Raw genomic sequence first — 20,801 nt, forward strand, 5'->3', positions numbered from 1 at the left:
GTAAACAATCCGCTTTTTGTCTGTCTTGAGCCGACATAAAGTAGGGCTTTCTGATACAATAGGAAAGTAAATGCTTTGTTCGAGAGGAAGAAAGATGACAGACGAAGAATGGCTAGTTCGTTTGCAGCCTTACCAGCAAACGGTAGATGAATTAAAGGTTAAATTTCGTGGCATGCGGCGAGAATTCGCTTTGGCGGGGATTCAAACGCCAGTTGAATTTGTAACGGGCCGGGTTAAAACGGTGGCGGCAATTAAGGAAAAGTTAGTGCGCCGGCATATTACCATGGAACGGTTAGAGCAAGATATGGAAGACCTAGCCGGGGTAAGAATCATGACCCAGTTTACAGATGATATATATAAGGTGGTTGATTTGATTCGGCAACGCAAGGACATGGTGATTTTAGAGGAACGTGATTACGTAACAAATGCTAAACCATCAGGGTATCGGTCTTATCATATTGTCATGGAATATCCCTTACAAGCCATTTCAGGAGAACGCAAGGTTTTGGCCGAAATTCAAATTAGAACTATGCAAATGAATGTTTGGGCTACAATTGAGCATGCCATTAATTATAAATATCAAGGTGCTTATCCAGCTGACATGGCTGATAAACTTAAGCAAGCAGCGGAAGTATCCAATCAGTTAGATGGTTTATTTGCGACCATGCATCATGATTTAGAACAAGCACAAGCACAGCAACACGAGTAAGCGCACATGTAGAGATGGAGACTGACAATGAAAGTGGCAATTTATAACAACAATGTTTCCCGCTCAGTGGCAGTGGCTAAACAGATTCGTAGCCTTTTAAAACAGAAATCAGCTGGCCAGATTACTTTTGATGCTGATTATCCAGATATTGTCTTATCCATTGGGGGTGATGGAACCCTATTATCTGCATTCCATCATTATCGTAAGCAGTTAGCATCCATTCGCTTCATTGGGATTCATACGGGCCACTTAGGATTTTATGCTGACTGGCAACATACTGAAATTCCTGCGCTGGTGGATAGTCTACTGGCTGATAATGGCGAAGAAGTGGATTATCCTTTATTAGCTGGGCGAATTCATTTTCGTGATGGGCGTGAAAAACGAGTTTTAGCCTTAAATGAAGCCGTCATTAAGCGTCAACTAGGAACCTTATCGGCAGCGGTCTATATCAATGGTCAATTATTTGAGCGCTTTCGTGGTGATGGTCTGGTTGTCTCTACGCCAACTGGTTCTACGGCCTACAATAAGTCTGTGGGTGGTGCCGTCGTGCACCCGACCTTAGAAACCATGCAGATGGCCGAGATTGCGTCCATCAATAATCGTGTCTTTCGTACCTTAGGGTCACCGATTGTGTTGAGTAAGGATGATACGGTACGCGTAGTGAACGATTCCAGAGCACGTGATGTGAGTTTTCATTACGATAATTTGAATATTCTATCGCATGATATTGCTTGGATGGAATTTAAGGTGGCCCCACAAAAGATTCAATTTGCCCAGTATCGGCATATGAATTTTTGGAAACGTATTGAGATGAGTTTTATAGGTCCGGAGGGAAATTAATGGCGAGCTTTAGTTGGATTAATGAGGGAGAAGAGGCGGTTAAGATTAAGACCTTTCTGGCCCAAAAGGGAGTGTCACACCGGATGTTTGCTATTATTAAACGGGGCGGCGGACAAGTTCTTTTGGCAAAAAAGCCAGTTTTAACACTGGATACTGTTCAACCCGGACAAGAAGTGACAATTACGTTACCTCCAGAAAAGGGCAACGATGTGGTTGCCACCTCATTTTTACCCTTACCAATTTTATTTGAGGATGACAATTGGTTAATTGTGGATAAACCAGCAGGGTTAACCTCGGTGCCCGGCAAGGCTGATCAAGAGACAACGATGGTTAATCGCGTTAAAGGTTACTTGGTAGAGAGTGGCGCCACTGACTTGGTGCCACATGTTGTTACCCGCTTAGATCGCTTTACCTCTGGGGTAGCCCTCTTGGCCAAGCATCGTTTTGCCCACGGCCTGTTAGACAAGCAGTTGCAAACACATAGTGTTGACAAGCGTTACTATGCTTTAGTTGATGGCCAATTGGAGCAGGACCATGGGCTCATTGATGCACCGATTGGTCGTTTAGAGGGGGATTTTATTCGGCGCACAGTACGCCCAGATGGACGCCCCTCTAAAACGGAATATTGGGTCAAGGAGCGCTATGCTAATCAGACCTTGGTCCAGGTCCAATTACATACAGGGCGGACCCACCAAATCCGTGTTCATTTCGCCCATATAGGCCATCCTTTGGTTGGTGATGACCTATATGGGGGACCCATGGATCGAGGCATTGACCGCCAGGCCTTGCATGCTTTTTCAATAGCCTTTTATGACCCCTTTTTACAAAGTACAAGGCAGGTACATAGTCCCATCCCTGATGATTTAAAAGCTGTTTTGGCGAACACACCAGGCAAGTAGTCTGTCAAAAGAAAGGAGGAACTTGTATGACAGAAGAAATGCATCATTCACATGATTCAGATGAAGTAGTTGAAGAATTGCGGGATGAATTATCGCAACAGGCCAAGAAATTAGTTTCAGATTTGGAACATGGTCATGCTGACGCTTTTCGACAAGGCTTTGCAGAGCTGCACGGCTTTGATCAAGGCCAATTTTATATCCATCTACCTAGTCAGCTTAGGCGCCAGGTGATTGATTGGTTAACACCTAATGAAATGGCCGATGTCTTTGATGAGTTAGAACCTGATGAGGTCGATATGGCAGCCCTCTTGGAGGAGATGTCGCCTAAGTATGCGGCAGCTATGATTGATGACATGTATTCTGATAATTCAGTTGACCTGTTGTCCTCCTTAAAAGATTCACATCAACTGTCTATGTACCTAGCCTTGATGCCTAAGCAAGATGCAGTAGGTATTCAAAAGTTATTGAAATATGAGGCTAAGACGGCCGGTTCGCTAATGGGTCATGATTACGTTGCAGTGCAAGACACGTTGACGATTCAAGAGGCGATGTTGGCTGTTAAACGCGCTGCGGAAGAGGCGGAACAAATCACTTATATTTACGTAGTTAACCAAGCTAACAAATTAGTGGGGGTAGTATCCTTACGAACGTTGATGTTAAAACCTGATACGGCACGGTTGGTTGACGTTATGGATACCAACCTCATTACGGTGGCCCCAGATACTGATCAAGAAGAAGTTGCTCATATCATGGCCGATTATAACTTTTCGTCCTTGCCAGTGGTATTAGATGATGAGTTATTAGGGATTATCATGGTGGATGATATCGTGGATGTTATCGATGAAGAAGCAGCTGAAGATTATTCACACTTAGCCGGTGTTGATGTCGCCAAATTAGACGAACGGCCACTAACGGCAGCTGGTAAACGGTTGCCTTGGTTAATTGGTCTAATCTTTTTGGGTATGGGAACAGCTTCCGTTATTGATGGCTTTAACAGCATGGTTAAAGTTGCACCAATTTTAGCCGTCTTTATTTCGCTAATTACAGGCACCGCTGGAAATGCGGGGACCCAATCATTAGCGGTCGCTGTGCGGCGGTTAGCGTTAAATGAGTCATCGACCTTTGTCCGGATGCTCTTTACTGAAATTTTTATTGGCTTATTGATTGGTGTGGTAGCTGGCTTAACTATCTTTGGGGTGGTTTGGTTTTGGAAAAGTGATTTATTGTTGGGTGTGGCAGTTGGATTAGCCATGATGATGGCCATTTTGGTGGCCAATGTGGCGGGGGCCTTTATTCCCCTGTTAATGGACCTGATTGGCGTCGATCCAGCTGTCGCTTCGGGCCCTTTTATCTCAACATTGTCTGATTTAACCTCAGTGTTGATTTATTTTAATATTGCCGGTTGGTTTATTAAAATCTTTGGGGTAGTTTAGGTTTTGACATCCCCAGGGGGCAGAGCCTTGTCAGGAAAATGTTTTCGTGGTAATATGGGTTTGTTGATGAATAGACTCTTAATTGAGTGGCCGAGTAGTAGCTCGGCCGCTCATTTTTTTCGAACAGATGTACCTAAAAAAGAATTTTTATATAAGCCAGACGAAAGGAGGTTGTGATAAATGGAAAATAACGTAATACAACAGGTTAGGCAGGCTTTGGCTGACCCCCTCCAGGAAAAAGGGTTTGATTTATGGGCAGTCCACTATCAGCCTCAGGATGATGAGATGGTGCTTCAGATTTTGGTTGACCGCTTAGACGGTGATATTACAATGGATGATTTGGTCATGCTAACTGAAGAGATTGGTGATTTGGTTGATCAGATTCAGCCTGACCCGTTCCCAGAAGCGTACGTGATGGATATCTCATCACCAGGGGCCCAACGACCCTTAGAAAATGAGCACGATTATCAGTGGGCATTAGGAAGGGTTATCAATGTAACCTTGCATGCTGATCCGGATACAATCCTGACTGGCGTGTTAGAAGCAAGTGAACCAGGATACTTGGTGCTTTCCGTACCGGGAAAGGGACACCGTGTCACCAAGGAGCTTCCCTTGGCTGAGCTTGACCAAGTTCAGCTAGCCTTAAATCAGGATCGGGTACTAAAGACCGCTGAAGATTTTGCCTGGGCCTTACACAAATATGTGCAAGTGTCGACCTACCAAAAATTGGATGGCGTCAAGTTATTTGCTGGTGAACTTGTGGCGGCTGACCAGGATCGCTTAGTTATCGGAACCGATGCGGATGACCCAGCCATGGTAGTGACGATACCAAGAAATATGGTGGCCAGTGCTAAGCAAACAAATATGTTTTAAGTTGGAGAGTGAAAATGAGTAAGGATTTAATCAAAGCGTTTGATGCACTAGAAGCAGAAAAGGGCATTAAAGCCGATGTATTAGTAGCAGCCGTTGAAGAAGCCCTTAAGAAGGCCTATGAGAAAAATTATAATAAGGCTGAAAACGTAGAAGTTGATTTTAACCAAAAGACAGGCAATATCAAGGTATTTGCTGTTAAAACAGTGGTTGAAGAAGTTGAGAATCCCTATGAAGAAATGTCATTGGCTGATGCAAAAGAACGGCATCGCGGCTATGATTTAGGGGACCAAATTAAGATTGAAGTGACCCCTTCAAACTTTGGTCGTTTAGCGGCTCAAGCTGCTCGCGGCATTATCATGCAAAAGATTCGTGAGGCTGAACGCCAAGTCGTCTACGATAACTTCAGTCAATATGAAGGTGAAGTGTTAACAGGCGAGGTTGAACGGGAAGATTCTCGTTACCTTTATATTATCTTACCTGGTGATCAAGAAGCAGCCATGGCGCAAAGTGACCGGATGCCTAATGAGCACTACGTCTTGGGTGACAAGATTAAGGTAGTGGTTTCTGAAGTTAAAAGTGAAGCTAAAGGGCCTCAAATTTTTGTATCGCGGACACGACCAGAATTGGTTAAACGCTTGTTTGAAGCAGAAGTACCTGAAGTTTATGATGGAACGGTTGAAATCAAATCAGTTGCGCGTGAAGCTGGTGATCGTTCAAAGATAGCCGTCTATTCGCATAATGAAAACTTAGATGCTGTGGGGACAATGGTAGGTCAGCGTGGTAGTCGTGTTCAGGCCGTGGTAAATGAATTAGCCGGTGAGAACATGGACATCGTAGAATGGGAAGAGGATCCAGCCGCTTTTATTAAGAATGCCCTGAACCCGGCTGAAGTTGTTGAAGTGCTTTTTGATCCGCGTGACGAGCGAGCTGTGACAGTATTGGTACCGGATTATCAATTGTCGTTGGCAATTGGTAAGCGGGGACAAAATGCTCGTTTAGCAGCCCGATTGACGCAATTTAAAATTGATATTAAACCAGAAAGTGAACGGGATAGCGTGTTAGCTTCATTCAAAGAACCGTTAGTAGCTAAGACGAATCAGCCAGAGACATCAGTTGACGAGTTGGAGATTGATGAGAACTAGGAGGTTAGGATGAAACCACGTAAAGTACCAATGCGTAAAGATATTGTAACGGGTCAGATGGTGGCCAAAAAAGATCTTATTCGGGTTGTTCGTACACCAGCAGGACAAGTTGAGTTAGATCCAACTGGTCGTGCGAATGGACGTGGTGCCTATATTTCAATCGATGTCGCCATTGCTGAACAAGCTAAGGCTAAGCGGACCTTTGACCACGTCTTTGGAACAGCCTTATCAGCAGAGTTTTATGACGAATTGATTGCCTATGTTGACCATCAAGCTGCTCGTAAGGAGTTATTTGGTGATGCACGATAATCGGCAAAAAGTGCTTAACTTACTCGGATTAGCACGACGAGCCAATAAGTTAGTGACTGGTCAAGACCTTGTGCTAGCAGCCATTCGGAAACAGAAAGTGGCCTTAGTTTTTTTGGCACACGATGGTGGTGCCAGTAGTCAAAAAAAATTTACTGATAAAGCCCACTTTTATCAGATTCCACTGGTGACTGATTTTACAAGGGATGAGTTAACGAATGCAACGGGGATGGCCCGCTCAGTCATTGGGGTTAACGACCAAGGCTTTGCCAAACAAATGAAAGCATATTTAAGAAAACAGGAGGATGACACATGACCAAGCGAATCTATGAATTAGCAAAGGAATTGAATGTTTCATCAAAGGAATTAGTGGCGGCCGCCAAACATGATGGTATTGATGTAAAAAACCATATGTCAACGGTTAATGAACAAGAGGAAAAGGCGTTGAGTCAAAAGGTGAAAGCGGGTAATAAGCGTCAGGCCCAAGCCCCCGTTAAAAAGGTAACGAAGCCTAAGACCACTAAGCATGAGGAAACGCGATCGGCAAAGCCTACTGCTAAAGCTGCTCAGCCTAAGCCTAACCAATCGGCCGTAAAAGCTGGCAACAACAGCCATCAGTCAGTGCAAAAAACGGCTAAGACGGCAACGCCAACGGCTGGCAATCAAAACGGGCACCATGCAAACACCAATCACAGTGCCAACCGTAACCGGCCGACAACAGGTTGGAATGGTAACCGGAATCGCAATAATAATCATGGTGGTAAGCGGGGACGGCGTAATAACCGCAACCAACATCGGAATGAATCGCATGCCGTATTGCCACAGCGTAAAGAGCAGCCATTACCAACGGTCCTAAATTACTCGGTTGGAATGAATGTGCAAGATATTGCCAAGTTAATTCATCGTGATGCTACTGAGATTATTAAGAAGTTATTTATGCTTGGGGTTATGGTTAACCAAAACCAAAGCTTGGATGCCGATACGATTGAGGTTTTGGCTGCCGATTACGGTATGGATGCTAAGGAAAAGGTTGAAGTCGATCATGCGGACATTGACCGTATTTTTGAGGCTGAACAACAAAATGATGAAAAGCAAGTACCAAGAGCTCCAGTTGTCACCATCATGGGACACGTTGACCATGGTAAGACGACCTTGTTGGATTACTTGCGGAATACGCATGTGACGGCTGGTGAAGCCGGGGGAATTACGCAACATATTGGTGCCTACCAGGCTAAATTAGATGGGCGTGAGATTACCTTCTTAGACACACCTGGACACGCAGCCTTTACGGAAATGCGTGCGCGTGGAGCCAACATCACTGACATTACCATTTTGGTAGTTGCCGCTGATGATGGCGTGATGCCACAAACTGTCGAAGCAATTAACCATGCTAAAGCGGCTGAAACGCCAATTATTGTGGCTGTCAATAAGATTGATAAGCCTGGAGCCAACCCAGAAAATGTCATTAACCAGTTAATGCAATATGGATTAGTGCCTGAAGAATATGGTGGTGACACCATCTTTGTTGAAATCTCGGCCAAGTTCGGTAAAAATATTGATGAATTGCTAGAGATGATTTTGTTGACGGCGGATATCCTTGATTTGAAGGCTAACCCTGATCAGCGTGGTGTCGGTTCAGTTATTGAAGCTCGTCTAGATAAGGGCCGGGGTCCAGTGGCAACGGTGCTAGTTCAACAAGGGACCGTGCATGTTGGTGATCCAATTGTGGTTGGTAATACTTACGGTCGTGTGCGGACGATGACTAATGATCGTGGTCGGCGCGTTAAGGAAGCCCTTCCAGCCATGCCGGTTGAAATTACGGGGCTAAATGATGTGCCGAATGCTGGTGATCGATTTGCTATTTTCCCAGATGAAAAAGCAGCCCGAGCAGCTGGTGAAGAACGAGCTAAGCGCGCACTCCTAGCTGATCGTAACCGGAATAACGTTGTTTCCGTTTCAGATCTCTTCGATAAGATGGCTGAAAAGGAGATGAAGTCAGTACCTGTCATTATTAAGGCTGACGTTCAAGGGTCGGTTGAAGCTTTGGCTGGGTCATTGCAAAAAATTGATGTTGATGGCGTTAAGGTAGATATCATTCATACTGCAGTTGGGGCCATTAATGAATCTGATGTAACCCTAGCTGAAGCATCAGGTGCGATTATTGTCGGCTTTAATGTGCGGCCAACGCCACAAGCAAAGCAACAAGCGGAAACTGATAAAGTTGATATCCGTCTTCACAATGTGATTTACAATGTGATTGATGAGATTGAGGCTGCCATGAAGGGCCAGTTGGATCCTGAATACAAGGAAGTCGTAGTCGGAACCGCTGATGTGCGTGACCTCTTTAAGGTATCCAAGGTTGGTACAATTGTTGGTGGTATGGTAACGTCTGGAAAGATTACCGCTAACGCATCCGTTCGCTTGATTCGTGAAGGAATTGTCATTTATGATGGTAAGATTAACTCCTTGCGTCGTTATAAGGATGACGTTAAGGAAGTTAAAAATGGCTTTGACTTTGGTTTGACAATTGAAAATTATAACGACGAGAAGGTTGGCGATGTCATCGAAGCTTATGAAATGGTCGAAATTAAGCGTTAAGAATTTTCAAAATGGTCTTTTATGAAAGGAGCATGCAGATGGCTCAAAAAAACTTCCGGGTTGGACGGTTAGAACAAGAGATTCAGCGTGAAGTTAATGACATCTTGTTAAAGCGGATTCGTGATCCACGTGTAGCAGGCATTACCGTAACAGGCGTTGAAGTTACTGGTGACCTGCAACAAGCGACAATTTATTACAGTGTCTTTTCTAAAGAAGCAAATGCTGACGAACAAGTAGCGGCTGGCTTGGAGGCCGCTAGTGGTCTGATTAGGAAAGAACTTGGCAGTCGTTTGACAATTTATAAGACACCAGAATTGAAGTTTGTTAAGGATGATTCTGTGGAGTATGGTAATCACATTGATGATTTAATTCGCAAACTCAACCAACCTGATAAATAGGATTGAATGCATGAAAAAGTTCGGCTAAGGGATGCCTCAAAAAGTATAACTAACTTTTTGAACAGCATGGACCTAGGCCGAACTTTTTCTTTATCGGACTGATATTAGGACCTAACCGAGCTGCTAACATCAATCCGAAAAAGCGCAGTTTGCAGCCAGAAAAGGGAGGCATTAGTAAAATCATCAATTGCCAATGGGCAAGCTTCCACCTATAATGAAATGAATGTTAACTTTAGTTGTATTTTGTCTAGAGTAGGCCTTGATTGGGCTAACCTTATTTAGAAAATACTAAACTGAAAAATAAAAATAGCCTGATTGATAGGATTAAGATTGAAGGAGCTGAACAAATGGATGGTATTTTGCCAGTATATAAACCGCAGGGGATGACCTCACATGACGTGGTTAATCAGCTGAGAAAAATATTGCATACAAAAAAGATTGGGCATGCAGGTACCCTAGATCCAAATGTTGATGGGGTCTTGCCCCTCGCCATTGGCAAGGGGACAAAGGTTATTGAATTCTTGCATGCAGCAGGTAAAACCTATGTTGGTGCGGTAACAATGGGCTTTTCGACAACAACAGAAGATTTAGATGGTGATGTTGTGGCCTATCAGCCGATGACCGCCCCTTTGAAATTAGGGAAAGTAGAGGCGGCGATGAAGACCTTAGAAGGTGAAATTATTCAAATTCCGCCCATGTATTCAGCAGTTAAAGTTAATGGACGTCGCTTGTATGACTATGCCCGGGCAGGTGAGTATGTAGAACGACCTAAACGTCAAGCAACCATTTATGAGTTTAAGCGCACTAGTCCTTTGACCTATGATCGGCAGTTTGGCCTGATGACCTTTACCTTTCGTGCTAAGGTATCTAAGGGAACCTATATTCGAACTTTAGCGGTCGACGTGGGGAAACGGCTTGGCTATCCGGCGGTAATGAGTCGCTTGACCCGGCAGACAGCGGGGGGCTATTCATTGCAAGAAACGCATACGATTGCGGATATTAAGCAGCGGTTTGACAGGCAAGGTACATTAGGTGAATGGTTATTGCCAATTGATTCAGCCCTGCAGAACTATCCTGCCATTTCTTTGTCAGATGCACAATGGGCAACTGTGAAAGATGGCGTGGGCTTCAGTGAAACACTATATCCAGCACACGTGGCGCGCTTACGAGTTTATCATCAGGGACAGTTGAAATCGATTCACACCTGGTCTGATGAAAAACAACGTTATCGGCCTTATCGGACGTTTTCAATTGAGTAATGAAACAAAGCGAAGCGGTTTTTTGAGTGATAAAAGGCATTGAGAAGAGAGGTAGTGAGGACTTATGGAAGTGATTAGATTACACCATCCATACGATCAGTCGATTTTGGACGGGCAAGCGGTTGTGTTAGCCATGGGCTTTTTTGATGGTCTGCACCGCGGACATCGTGCAGTTATTAAGGCGGCTAAAATAGAGGCAGAACGTCGTCAGCTTCCTTTAGCAGTCCTAACGTATAATCATCATCCATCAATCGTCTTTGAAGCACATGCAGCCCCTTTACAGTATTTAACCCCGCTGCCCCGTAAATTAGCTTTGCTAGCTGAATTGGGTGTTGAAAGGACGTACGTGGTCGACTTTACTGCCGCCTATGCGCAGCAGGACCCACAAACTTTCGTGGATAACTATATTATTGGCTTACATGCGCAGGCTGCGGTGGCAGGCTTTGATCATACCTATGGCAAACATGATGGTCAAGCTGACATGAAGCATTTAGCCCAGTATGCGCGGGGCCAGTTTACGGTGATTGAAGTACCTAAGGTAACAGTTAATGGTGTTGAGTCGGCCTCGCGTTATGCAAGGCAATTGGTTGACCAGGGACGGATGGATGAAGCGACCTCCTTTTTAACCATGCCTTATCAGACAACGGGCGTCATTGTGCACGGGCAAGCCCGCGGCCGACAAATGGGTTATCCGACGGCTAATATTGAAACGCCATTAGATGAACGATTGCCAGGAATCGGTGTTTATGTGGTTGCTATGCAGGTGGCCAAGCGCTGGTATTATGGAATGGCCTCAATCGGGTACAATATCACCTTTGGTGAAGGTCGTCCTAAGACGGTTGAAATCCATTTATTTGATTTTTCCGGGAACCTATATGGTGAGACTGTTACGGTTAAGTGGTTGCATTACCTACGGGGTGAAGAAAAGTTTGCTGGCATGGCTGAGTTAAAGGCTAAGCTAGCCATTGATGAGGAGGTCAGTCGCACTTATCTAGCGCAGATAGAAAACCAGGAGGTACATTAATGTCATTTGATGGTTTATTTACCCATGCAATGGCGCATGAATTGGATCAGACCTTAGCTGGTGGGCGGATTATGAAGATTCACCAGCCCTATGCTAATGAAGTCTTTTTAGTTATTCGTCATGAACGAACAAATTACCCACTTCTTTTGAGTGCTCACCCAGCGATGGCCAGGGCCCAAATCTCAAGGGTGAAGTATAAGAATCCGCAAACGGCACCTAATTTTGTCATGATGTTGCGTAAGCATTTAGAAGGAGCTAAATTATTACGCGTCGAACAAGTTGAAAACGACCGTATTTTACGGTTTGTTGTGGCTGCCCGTAATGAATTAGGGGATACGGAAAAGGTTGCCTTGATTTTAGAAATGATGGGCCGCCATTCAAATCTTTTTTTGGTTGATGAACAAACAGGCAAAATTCTTGACTTGATCAAGCATGTACCAGCTGATCAAAATCGGGTTCGGACATTAATGCCTGGTGGTCGCTATATCTTGCCACCAAAGCAAAACGTCACAAATCCATATCAGTCCTTGCAGGGACTGGCTAATTTAATTTTGGACTATCCTGACCAGGTAACCTTAGCGCATGAAATTCAAGGACGCTTTCAGGGGTTCGCCCGTGATTCAGCCCGTGAATTAGCAGCGGTTGTTCATCAACCAGGGGATGCCTTGGCTTTAGCCGAGGCTTGGTTGAGCCATTTTGACCGTCCTCAGCCCAGTTTAGTATCGACCAGTAAAGGGTTAGCTGCCCTACCGTTCCCTTGGTTAACCATTGAGGGACAAGCAATTGCCTATGATACGTTAAGTGAATTGTTAGATGCCTATTATGCAGGTAAATCCGAACGTGATCGGGTTCAACAACAGGCGGCGCATGTATTACGAGTGGTCCGTAATGAGTTGAAAAAGAATCGGACTAAAATTAAAAAGCAACAAGCTGAGTTGGCTGCTGCTGATCAGGCGGATGAATTTAAAATCAAGGGTGAGTTACTGACGACTTACATGCAACAAATTAAGCGGGGGAGTGATAAGATTACCCTTCCTAATTATTATGATAATAATCGGCCGCTTGACATTCCCTTGTCAAATAAATTAGGTCCCTCACAAAATGCGCAACGCTACTTTACCCGTTATAACAAGCTAAAAGCTTCAGTTAAATACCTTAAGGAACAAATTGCCTTGGCCCAGGCAGAATTAGCTTATTTTGAGGGGCTACAGTCACAAATTGAATTAGCTAGCCCAAGTGATATTGATGAAATTCAGCAAGAATTAATTAATGAAGGGTATATACGGCCACAGCAACACAAAAAGCAAAAGGTGCGGATAAGTCAGCCGGAAACTTTTTTGCTCGATGATGGAACTAAAATTGAAGTTGGGAAAAACAACTTACAAAATGAACGATTGTCAATGAAATCAGCCAGGCGTGATTGGATGTGGTTACACACTAAGGATATTCCTGGTTCCCATGTAGTGATTCATTCAGCAGAACCTAGTGAGGAAACGCTACTAATAGCAGCCCGCCTAGCAGCCTATTTTTCTAAGGCCCGTGATTCTGCTAATGTTCCAGTAGATTATTTACCGGTTGGTCGTTTACGTAAACCAAATGGAGCCAAACCTGGTTTTGTGATTTTTACTGGTCAAACGACGGTTTCAGTAACTCCTGATGCTGCAGAAGTAGCGCGGTTAAGAGCCCAAAGTAAAAAGGTAAAGGGCAAGTAACGGATAGCTTGCGATCATTAGTAAAACACCCTCGGCACTAGCTGGGGGTGTTTAATATTTTGTAAGGGTCACTAGCCAAGACTCGCCATAGGATAGGCAACGTGCTAACCTTACTTTAGATAGGGCCTATTTTGCCAAAGGGGAGTTAGCTAAATGAAATCAATTTTAGAAGCCTTATGGGATACTGAAAAAACATACAAGCACCAAATGATAAAATTGACTAAGGCAGCCGGGATCACAATTGCCGAATGGCACTTACTACAGCATTTAGTCGCTGGATTTGATACCCAAGATAAGTTAGCCAGTGAGATGGGGTTAGATAACTCGACATTATCTAGGCAGCTAAAGGCATTAACTAAGAAAGAATTAGTATCGATGGTTGCGGTAGGTTATGATCGTCGGCAACTGATTTATGAATTAACGCCAGCTGGTCAAGCAGCCTTACAAAAAGTGGACCAAGCCCATCAGGAGTTTAGTGAATTAGCTTTTCAGGTCTGGTCACCAGAAGAAAAAAGTATGATGCAGATTTTATTGAACCGTTTAGATAAATCACTGCGACGGTCTTTGGACTAGCAACCAGGATGACTTATGGTATGATAGTAAGAGCGTTTTACTAACTTTCATGTAACCTAACCGGTTAGCATAATAAAACAAAGGTAGAGCAAAGGAGGGCACTATGGCCTTAGCGATTGTGACGGATTCCACGGCTTATTTAAGCCCAGAAGAAATAGAAAAATATAATATCCATGTGGTATCACTGCCCGTGATTATTGATGGTCAAACCTTTCGTGAAGGCATTGACTTAACAAAAGATGAGTTTTACGAGCGTCTAGCCCAAGCCGATGGGTTTCCTACGACTTCACAACCAGCAGTTGGGGAGTGGGTCCGTAAATTTGAAGAGCTTAAAGCGGCCGGTTATGATGAGGCCCTGGTTATTAATTTATCATCCACTATCTCTGGGGCTGTTGAGACCGTGGCGGGGCTCAGTGATGTGGTTGATGATTTTAAGGTCTATAGTTATGACTCTAAGCTGACGGTCTATATAATGGGCCTATTGGTGATTAAGGCGGCTAAAATGGCAGCTGAGGGTAAGACGGTGGATCAAATCATCTCTGTTTTGGATCAATTAACCGCAACCATCGGCGTTTACTTTGTGGTTGATGATTTGCAAAATCTAGCGCGTGGTGGTCGGCTGTCGAACGCATCTGCCTTATTAGGATCGATGCTAAAGGTTAAGCCTATTCTTACCTTCGATGATAAGACCAACTACATTGTGCCCTTTGAAAAGGTACGTTCAATGAAAAAGGCCTTAGCCCGTGTAGAAAAACTGTTTGCCAATGACAAGGCTGCCCAAACGTATCCTTTACATGCGGTAGTTGTCTATTCAACTAACCAAGAATTAGCGGTTGAATGGCGAGCCAATTTACAAAAGCAATATCCAGATGTGCCCTTTGACCTGTCTTATTTTGGTCCGGTGATTGGGACGCATTTAGGCGCTGGGGCGATTGGTTTGGCCTGGATGCGTGAGCCGGACACGCTATAAAATGGAGCGCAGATAGTTTATAATGATGTTACCCGGATAAATGTGAATGCCAACCAAGTGAAGCTTATTTACATAGTAAGTTCAGCACACATGTTGGGGTTAGTGAGGAGAATAAGGTATGACTAAAATTAAAATTGTCACAGATTCAGCAGCCTTGATTCAGCCCGAAGAGGCGGCCAAGTATGATATTACAGTGGTTCCTTTAACAGTAATGATTGATGGTACCATGTATCAGGACGGGGTAACGATTACACGGGAAGAATTTGCTTTACGGGCACAAGAGGCCAAGGGCTTACCAACTACGTCGCAACCACCTTTGGGGGCCTTCACTGAAGTTTATGAGCGCCTAACCCAAGCTGATGATGATGTTATGATTATTTCTATTCACTTGACCAAGGCACTCTCTGGTACCTATAATGCAGCACAACAGGCTGCCCGAATGGTGAATGCGGATGTGACGGTTATTGATTCGGATTTTATTGACCGCGCAGAAGCCTTTCAAGTGTTGACTGCAGCTAAGTTAGCTCAAGATGGTGCCAGTAAAGAAGCAATTTTAAAGGCGATTGATGGGGTCCGTGAGCGGACAGAATTGTATTTAACGGTCTCAGAATTAGACAATCTAGTTGCGGGCGGTCGCTTGTCCAAGACAGCTGGTTTCGTAGCTGGCTTGATGAATATCCATGTCGGGGCGCATGTCCAGTCAGGTAGCATTAATGTTGAGGCTAAGGGACGTGGACCTAAGGCCACTAAGCGGTATTTGGCACAGGCGATTGATAAAATTGCTGAAAATCCAGCTGGCGTTAAACGAGTAGACATTGCCCATACGTCCATTCCTAAAAAAGCGCACCAACTGGCGGCTGTCTTAAAGGAACGTTTCCCAGGGGTAGCAGTACGGGTCTTACAGACCTCCCCAACCGTGACCACGCATACTGGCCCAGGAGCCTTTGGTGTTAGCTTTGAATTTAATGCTGAATAACTCGGTTGTAACTCACCAGGGGTGGGTTACTTTTTTATAAGTTCCTAATTGCTAAAAGCAGATGGAAGGGAGAGCCTAAATGCGACAACCTTTTTTTACTTGGTTGATGACCCAGCGAAATCCGGTAGCTATGACGGACATTCAAAATTTCGCGAATGCTGCCTTTTATGATCAGTCCTTTCCAAAACAAAGTGATGATTTTGATGCTATTTCGCGCTATTTAGAGGAAAATGCGCCTTATCTGCATAGTCTCACTATTTTTGATGAGGCATGGCAAGACTACCTAAGTAGTAATCGTTAAGCTACCTTTTAGAAAGGAAGGATGATAATGGCCCAAATTATTCAATGGTACCCCGGTCATATGGCTAAAGCATTGCGCTTGATGCGGGAAAACTTAAAGCATGTGGATATTGTGTTTGAACTAGTGGATGCAAGAATTCCTATTTCATCACGTAATCCAGCTTTAGATGACCTGGTAGCTGATAAGCCACGGTTATTAATTATGACGAAAAGTGACTTGGCGGATCCAAAACGAACGGCAGCCTGGTTAGAGTATTATCAAAAAGCGCAATTACCCGTCATTGCCTTAGATACGCGAGGACACCAGGCAACAAAAATAGTCACTAAGGCAGCCAAGGAAGTGTTGTCAGAACGGCTGACTACCCTGGCTGAAAAAGGGGTTAAAGAAAAGCCCATTCGTGCCTTAGTGGCGGGGATTCCAAATGTTGGAAAATCGACGTTGTTAAATCACTTAGTGCAAAAAAACGTGGCCATTACGGGTGACCGACCAGGCGTAACCAAAAAGTTGCAGTGGTTAAAGACACCGACTAATTTAGAGTTGTTGGATACGCCTGGTGTTCTTTGGCCTAAGTTTGAAGATCAACGGGTTGGCCAACATTTAGCTATGACAGGAGCAATCAAGGAAACCTTAATCCAACGTGATGATATTGTCCTGGCCTTACTTGGTTTTATGCGTAACTATCATCCAGCAGCTATCATTGAGCGTTACCATTTACCAAGCGACGTCTTTGAACGCCTAAATAATGTGGATCTTTTACTTTTAATTACACAAAAGTTAGGCTTTAAAGATGACTATGATCGGGCAGCCGAGCGAATCTTAGTTGATTTACGACATGGTAAGCTAGGGCGCTATACGTTGGAGCTACCGACGGATCATATTGGTGAGGTAGTGGTGGATGCAGATTGATACTGTAAAGACCATTAAGGAAGCACTGAAGGGACGTCCTAGTTCAGCACAGTTAACCCAGTGGCGACAGGATTCACGTAAAGGGGTTCAGCTGGCCTTGCGTGCCTATGATCGAAAGCAAACTAAATTAAAGCAAGCGCGAATGCAATTTGAACAGCGATTAAGCCTAGAACGTCCGGTTTGGCAAGCCGGTGGTCAGGCAGCTGGAGTGGATGAAGTTGGTCGAGGACCCTTGGCTGGACCGGTAGTCGCTTGTGCGGTCGTTATTGATGAACACTTTGATTTAGTGGCGGTCCACGATTCTAAACAGTTGTCAGCTAAGCGACGTTTGGCATTGGATGCGGCGATTAAGCAGGAGGCCGTGGCCTATGCTTTTGGTCAGGTATCAGCCCAACTAATTGATCAAATCAATATATACGAGGCTAGCCGTCAAGCAATGAAGCTGGCCATTGAACAGCTGCCACTGGTTCCAACTATGCTTTTAATTGATGCAATGTCAGTCGACCTACCAATTCCCCAACAACGGTTAATTAAAGGTGACGATCGTAGTATTAGTATTGGGGCGGCCTCAATTTTAGCTAAAAATTATCGGGATGCGCTGATGGCAGACTATGATCAGGTCTATCCAGGTTACGGCTTTGCGTATCATGCAGGCTATGGTACGGAAGAACATTTAGCTGCCTTGGCTAAACTTGGTCCTAGTCCCATTCATCGGTTGACGTTTGCCCCCGTAAAAAAATATCGCTAAACAAAAAATCACGTGACCGGCGTTTTTCTTACAGAGGTAAGTGAAATGACAACACGTGATTTTTTAATTTGGTTATTATTAGTCCCTCAGTTAGGTTTAAAAGGTCGCTGGCAGTTAGTTAGTTTTGTACTGGCTCATCATCAAGGTGAAGAACTAGTGCCAGATAAAACCGTCTTGAGCATGCTGACTAGGCCGGCTGACGCCCAGGCCTTTAAAAAGTGGTATTACCGGCAGGAATGGCTGCCAAGTTGGCGCAAACTCAAGTCCTATCCTTGTGTTACGATCCTAGATGCCGGTTATCCCAAGTTACTAAAGGAGATTAGTCAACCTCCCTTGGTTTTATTTTATCAAGGTGACTTAACGCTAATACGGGAGCCAACACTGGCGATTGTTGGTAGTCGGCAGTTAACAAGGACAAGTGAAGTCATCCTCAAAACATGGGTGCCAGAATTTGTACAGGCAGGTTTGACAATCGTATCAGGTAATGCACGTGGTGCTGATGCCTGCGCTCATCAGGTGACGCTAGCGCAGGGTGGGAAGACAATTGCAGTTTTAGGAACGGGGGTAGATCAAGTATACCCTAAAATCCACACCCGCTTGCAAGCACAAATTAGTCAGCAAGGACTGGTATTATCAGAGTTCTTACCATGGGTAGGACCCAAAGCCTGGCATTTTCCACTGCGTAATCGCATTATCGTTGGGTTAACCCTGCAAGTATTAATTGTGCAAGCCAGCTTAAAATCTGGTTCGCTGGTGTCTGCAGCAATAGCGCTAGATGAGAATCGTGACCTGTGGTCGATCCCAGGACCAATTAACCAGGTATATTATCAAGGAAGTAATCAACTCTTGGCGCAAGGAGCTGGTATTGCTTTATGTGCCAATGACGTGATTGCGAATCGACCGTTAGCATGGGATAGCCTTTAACGGCTTAAGATTTGGCAATTCATTAGTAAATAGTGTATAGTCTACACTGCCAGGGAAATTTAAAGTGAAAAGAGGTGCACGCCGATGGCAGATGTAGCCACAAAAGCAACAACAAAGAAAAAGCGTGTAGCAAAAAAGAAAAAAACCAAAGCTAAAAAGAACTTAGTGATTGTTGAATCACCATCAAAAGCAAAAACCATTGAAAAGTACTTAGGAAGTACGTATAAGGTTGTGGCCAGTATTGGTCACATACGTGATTTACCTAAGTCGCGAATGGGTGTTGACATAGAGGATGACTATCAGCCAGAATACATTAATATTCGTGGTAAAGGGCCAATTATTAAAAGCCTAAAACAAGATGCCAAGTCCGCTAAACATGTCTATCTCGCCTCTGACCCGGATCGAGAGGGTGAGGCCATCGCCTGGCACCTGTCTCATGTTTTGGGGCTTGACCAGGGGGCTAGTGATAATCGGGTGGTATTTAATGAAATCACCAAAGATACAGTTAAGGATGCTTTTAAACACCCACGAAAAATTGATATGAATTTAGTTGATGCCCAGCAGGCACGGCGGGTGTTGGATCGTTTGGTAGGCTATTCCATTTCTCCTATTTTATGGAAGAAAGTGAAAAAGGGTCTTTCTGCCGGCCGGGTTCAAACGGTGGCCTTAGGACTGGTAATTGACCGTGAACGTGAAATTCAGGCGTTTCAGCCTGAAGAGTACTGGACGATGGATGCTCAGTTTAAAAAAGGACGAACGACTTTTGCTGCTGCCTTTTGGGGTGTTGATGGTAAAAAGAAAGCGTTACCTGATCAAGCCAGTATGCAAAGCGTTTTGCAACAGCTTGATCAAAAAGCTGGTTTCAAGGTAACTAAGGTGGAGAGTAAGGAACGTAAGCGTAATCCACAACCAGCCTTTACTACCTCGACGCTTCAGCAAACCGCCAATACTCAACTTAATTTCAAGACGCGTAAGACCATGATGACGGCCCAACAGCTCTACGAGGGGATTAACCTTGGTGGTAAAGAAGGCAGTGTTGGACTGATTACTTATATGCGAACCGATTCAACACGTTTATCCACTACTGCTAAAAATGCGGCGGCCCAGTTTATTCATGAAGAATATGGGGCAGACTATGCAGCTAGTAAACCGGTGCAAGGTAAGTTGCAAGAGGGCGCACAAGATGCCCACGAGGCGATTCGACCTACATCAGTCTTTAGAACGCCGGCTTCAATTAAGGATAAGTTGACCCGTGACCAGTACCGTCTTTATCAGTTAATTTGGTCCCGTTTTGTGGCATCACAAATGACAGCTGAGGTGAGTGATACAATGGCGGTAACCATTGAGCAAGGGGGCGTGCTGTTTAGAGCCACAGGATCAAAGGTGAAGTTTGCCGGATTTACTAAGGCGAATCCAGCTGCTAAAAAGAAGAATAATCAGTTGCCAGCGCTTACTGTGGGGGATGATTTAACTTTGGCCCAATTAGATCCAGCACAGCATTTTACGCAGCCACCGGCACGGTTTACAGAAGCAGCCCTGGTTAAGGCCTTAGAAGAAAACGGAGTCGGTCGACCTTCTACTTATGCGGCGACGATTGATACTCTCCAAAAGCGAGCTTATGTTCGGATGGATGCTAAAAAATTTGTACCCACTGAGATTGGTGAGCTAGTTCAAGATACGATGGACCTTTATTTCCCGGAAATTACCGACGTTAAGTTTACAGCCGATATTGAGCAGGAACTAGATGAGGTCGAAGCAGCCAAGGAAGAATGGGTGCAAGTGGTTGACCAATTCTATCAGCCTTTCTCTAAGGAATTAGCGACTGCAGAAGATGAGATGGAAAAGGTCGTCATCAAGGATGAATTAGCTGGTGAGAATTGCTCAATTTGTGGTGCGCCCATGTTGATTAAATTGGGTCGTTACGGCAAGTTTAAAGCTTGCGCTCGCTTCCCTGATTGTCGACACACTGAAACGATTGTTGAAGAGATAGGCTTGCCTTGTCCTAAGTGTCATCAAGGGCAGGTTGTTGAACGGAAAACCAAGCGAGGACGAACCTTCTATGGTTGCTCACGCTATCCAGACTGTGATTTTGTTGCTTGGGATAAGCCAACTGCCCAGACCTTGCCCGATGGGACGACCCCTAAGCCAGATACCGAGTCAACAAAGTAGTGGGTAACTACAAGAGATAGTAATTGAAAGAAGGATCAGGG

21 protein-coding genes are annotated in these 20,801 nt (G+C 44.6%); all 21 read left to right on the forward strand.

Annotated features, from left to right (window positions below; all coding sequences use genetic code 11):
* Positions 1–94 precede the first annotated feature (94 nt).
* The 21 genes from G414_RS0100185 (at position 95) to topA (ending at position 20,760) form a co-directional block, all read left to right on the forward strand.
* Positions 95–709 (forward strand): GTP pyrophosphokinase, encoded by a 615-nt coding sequence (locus G414_RS0100185; protein ID WP_022790840.1) that lies wholly within the window; start codon positions 95–97, stop codon positions 707–709.
* A gap of 27 nt (positions 710–736) precedes the next feature.
* Positions 737–1,549 (forward strand): NAD kinase, encoded by an 813-nt coding sequence (locus tag G414_RS0100190; protein ID WP_022790841.1) that lies wholly within the window; start codon positions 737–739, stop codon positions 1,547–1,549.
* Positions 1,549–2,448, forward strand: a complete 900-nt coding sequence (locus tag G414_RS0100195; RefSeq protein WP_022790842.1) for an RluA family pseudouridine synthase — start codon at positions 1,549–1,551, stop codon at positions 2,446–2,448. Before G414_RS0100190 ends, G414_RS0100195 begins: the two co-directional genes overlap by 1 nt.
* Before the next feature lie 26 nt (positions 2,449–2,474).
* Positions 2,475–3,881, forward strand: coding sequence for a magnesium transporter (gene mgtE, locus G414_RS0100200; protein WP_022790843.1), 1,407 nt, complete (start codon positions 2,475–2,477; stop codon positions 3,879–3,881).
* A 180-nt stretch (positions 3,882–4,061) separates the two neighbouring features.
* Positions 4,062–4,754 carry a ribosome maturation factor RimP gene (locus G414_RS0100205; RefSeq protein WP_022790844.1) on the forward strand — a complete coding sequence of 231 codons (693 nt, stop codon included), beginning with the start codon at positions 4,062–4,064 and terminating at the stop codon, positions 4,752–4,754.
* A gap of 14 nt (positions 4,755–4,768) precedes the next feature.
* The gene (gene nusA / locus G414_RS06960; RefSeq protein ID WP_022790845.1) at positions 4,769–5,896 is read left to right on the forward strand and encodes a transcription termination factor NusA; all 1,128 of its coding nucleotides are present in this window, start codon (positions 4,769–4,771) and stop codon (positions 5,894–5,896) included.
* 9 nt (positions 5,897–5,905) lie between these two features.
* Positions 5,906–6,205 (forward strand): RNase P modulator RnpM, encoded by a 300-nt coding sequence (gene rnpM, locus G414_RS0100215; protein ID WP_022790846.1) that lies wholly within the window; start codon positions 5,906–5,908, stop codon positions 6,203–6,205.
* The gene (locus G414_RS0100220) at positions 6,195–6,518 is read left to right on the forward strand and encodes a YlxQ-related RNA-binding protein (RefSeq protein WP_022790847.1); all 324 of its coding nucleotides are present in this window, start codon (positions 6,195–6,197) and stop codon (positions 6,516–6,518) included. Before rnpM ends, G414_RS0100220 begins: the two co-directional genes overlap by 11 nt.
* Positions 6,515–8,800, forward strand: coding sequence for a translation initiation factor IF-2 (infB, locus tag G414_RS0100225; protein WP_022790848.1), 2,286 nt, complete (start codon positions 6,515–6,517; stop codon positions 8,798–8,800). The genes G414_RS0100220 and infB overlap by 4 nt, the downstream gene beginning before the upstream one ends.
* A gap of 38 nt (positions 8,801–8,838) precedes the next feature.
* On the forward strand, positions 8,839–9,198 hold the full coding sequence (gene rbfA, locus G414_RS0100230; RefSeq protein WP_022790849.1) for a 30S ribosome-binding factor RbfA: 360 nt from the start codon (positions 8,839–8,841) through the stop codon (positions 9,196–9,198).
* Between the two features lie 347 nt (positions 9,199–9,545).
* Complete coding sequence (gene truB / locus G414_RS0100235; protein ID WP_022790850.1) at positions 9,546–10,457, forward strand: tRNA pseudouridine(55) synthase TruB; 912 nt, start codon at positions 9,546–9,548, stop codon at positions 10,455–10,457.
* Between the two features lie 64 nt (positions 10,458–10,521).
* Positions 10,522–11,481 carry a riboflavin biosynthesis protein RibF gene (gene ribF, locus G414_RS0100240; protein ID WP_022790851.1) on the forward strand — a complete coding sequence of 320 codons (960 nt, stop codon included), beginning with the start codon at positions 10,522–10,524 and terminating at the stop codon, positions 11,479–11,481.
* Complete coding sequence (locus tag G414_RS0100245; protein ID WP_022790852.1) at positions 11,481–13,193, forward strand: NFACT family protein; 1,713 nt, start codon at positions 11,481–11,483, stop codon at positions 13,191–13,193. Before ribF ends, G414_RS0100245 begins: the two co-directional genes overlap by 1 nt.
* Positions 13,194–13,346: 153 nt before the next feature.
* Positions 13,347–13,766: a MarR family winged helix-turn-helix transcriptional regulator gene (locus tag G414_RS0100250; RefSeq protein WP_022790853.1), complete on the forward strand. Its 420-nt coding sequence runs from the start codon at positions 13,347–13,349 to the stop codon at positions 13,764–13,766.
* Positions 13,767–13,869: 103 nt separating this feature from the next.
* Positions 13,870–14,736: a DegV family protein gene (locus G414_RS0100255; protein ID WP_022790854.1), complete on the forward strand. Its 867-nt coding sequence runs from the start codon at positions 13,870–13,872 to the stop codon at positions 14,734–14,736.
* Positions 14,737–14,854: 118 nt separating this feature from the next.
* Positions 14,855–15,712, forward strand: a complete 858-nt coding sequence (locus G414_RS0100260; protein ID WP_022790855.1) for a DegV family protein — start codon at positions 14,855–14,857, stop codon at positions 15,710–15,712.
* Positions 15,713–15,791: 79 nt separating this feature from the next.
* Positions 15,792–16,013 (forward strand): YozE family protein, encoded by a 222-nt coding sequence (locus tag G414_RS0100265; RefSeq protein ID WP_022790856.1) that lies wholly within the window; start codon positions 15,792–15,794, stop codon positions 16,011–16,013.
* Between the two features lie 27 nt (positions 16,014–16,040).
* Positions 16,041–16,919, forward strand: a complete 879-nt coding sequence (gene ylqF / locus G414_RS0100270; protein WP_022790857.1) for a ribosome biogenesis GTPase YlqF — start codon at positions 16,041–16,043, stop codon at positions 16,917–16,919.
* On the forward strand, positions 16,909–17,667 hold the full coding sequence (locus G414_RS0100275; RefSeq protein WP_022790858.1) for a ribonuclease HII: 759 nt from the start codon (positions 16,909–16,911) through the stop codon (positions 17,665–17,667). Before ylqF ends, G414_RS0100275 begins: the two co-directional genes overlap by 11 nt.
* 45 nt (positions 17,668–17,712) lie before the next feature.
* Positions 17,713–18,591: a DNA-processing protein DprA gene (gene dprA / locus G414_RS0100280; RefSeq protein ID WP_022790859.1), complete on the forward strand. Its 879-nt coding sequence runs from the start codon at positions 17,713–17,715 to the stop codon at positions 18,589–18,591.
* An 84-nt stretch (positions 18,592–18,675) separates the two neighbouring features.
* The gene (gene topA / locus G414_RS0100285) at positions 18,676–20,760 is read left to right on the forward strand and encodes a type I DNA topoisomerase (protein WP_022790860.1); all 2,085 of its coding nucleotides are present in this window, start codon (positions 18,676–18,678) and stop codon (positions 20,758–20,760) included.
* Positions 20,761–20,801 lie beyond the last annotated feature (41 nt).

The sequence above is a fragment of the Weissella halotolerans DSM 20190 genome, from assembly GCF_000420365.1.
Taxonomy (GTDB): domain Bacteria; phylum Bacillota; class Bacilli; order Lactobacillales; family Lactobacillaceae; genus Weissella; species Weissella halotolerans.

Coding starts and splice junctions, on each gene's coding strand:
- G414_RS0100185 (WP_022790840.1), top strand. CDS start 95: ATGACAGACGAAGAATGGCTAGTTCGTTTGCAGCCTTACCAGCAAACG.
- G414_RS0100190 (WP_022790841.1), top strand. CDS start 737: ATGAAAGTGGCAATTTATAACAACAATGTTTCCCGCTCAGTGGCAGTG.
- G414_RS0100195 (WP_022790842.1), top strand. CDS start 1,549: ATGGCGAGCTTTAGTTGGATTAATGAGGGAGAAGAGGCGGTTAAGATT.
- mgtE (WP_022790843.1), top strand. CDS start 2,475: ATGACAGAAGAAATGCATCATTCACATGATTCAGATGAAGTAGTTGAA.
- G414_RS0100205 (WP_022790844.1), top strand. CDS start 4,062: ATGGAAAATAACGTAATACAACAGGTTAGGCAGGCTTTGGCTGACCCC.
- nusA (WP_022790845.1), top strand. CDS start 4,769: ATGAGTAAGGATTTAATCAAAGCGTTTGATGCACTAGAAGCAGAAAAG.
- rnpM (WP_022790846.1), top strand. CDS start 5,906: ATGAAACCACGTAAAGTACCAATGCGTAAAGATATTGTAACGGGTCAG.
- G414_RS0100220 (WP_022790847.1), top strand. CDS start 6,195: ATGCACGATAATCGGCAAAAAGTGCTTAACTTACTCGGATTAGCACGA.
- infB (WP_022790848.1), top strand. CDS start 6,515: ATGACCAAGCGAATCTATGAATTAGCAAAGGAATTGAATGTTTCATCA.
- rbfA (WP_022790849.1), top strand. CDS start 8,839: ATGGCTCAAAAAAACTTCCGGGTTGGACGGTTAGAACAAGAGATTCAG.
- truB (WP_022790850.1), top strand. CDS start 9,546: ATGGATGGTATTTTGCCAGTATATAAACCGCAGGGGATGACCTCACAT.
- ribF (WP_022790851.1), top strand. CDS start 10,522: ATGGAAGTGATTAGATTACACCATCCATACGATCAGTCGATTTTGGAC.
- G414_RS0100245 (WP_022790852.1), top strand. CDS start 11,481: ATGTCATTTGATGGTTTATTTACCCATGCAATGGCGCATGAATTGGAT.
- G414_RS0100250 (WP_022790853.1), top strand. CDS start 13,347: ATGAAATCAATTTTAGAAGCCTTATGGGATACTGAAAAAACATACAAG.
- G414_RS0100255 (WP_022790854.1), top strand. CDS start 13,870: ATGGCCTTAGCGATTGTGACGGATTCCACGGCTTATTTAAGCCCAGAA.
- G414_RS0100260 (WP_022790855.1), top strand. CDS start 14,855: ATGACTAAAATTAAAATTGTCACAGATTCAGCAGCCTTGATTCAGCCC.
- G414_RS0100265 (WP_022790856.1), top strand. CDS start 15,792: ATGCGACAACCTTTTTTTACTTGGTTGATGACCCAGCGAAATCCGGTA.
- ylqF (WP_022790857.1), top strand. CDS start 16,041: ATGGCCCAAATTATTCAATGGTACCCCGGTCATATGGCTAAAGCATTG.
- G414_RS0100275 (WP_022790858.1), top strand. CDS start 16,909: ATGCAGATTGATACTGTAAAGACCATTAAGGAAGCACTGAAGGGACGT.
- dprA (WP_022790859.1), top strand. CDS start 17,713: ATGACAACACGTGATTTTTTAATTTGGTTATTATTAGTCCCTCAGTTA.
- topA (WP_022790860.1), top strand. CDS start 18,676: ATGGCAGATGTAGCCACAAAAGCAACAACAAAGAAAAAGCGTGTAGCA.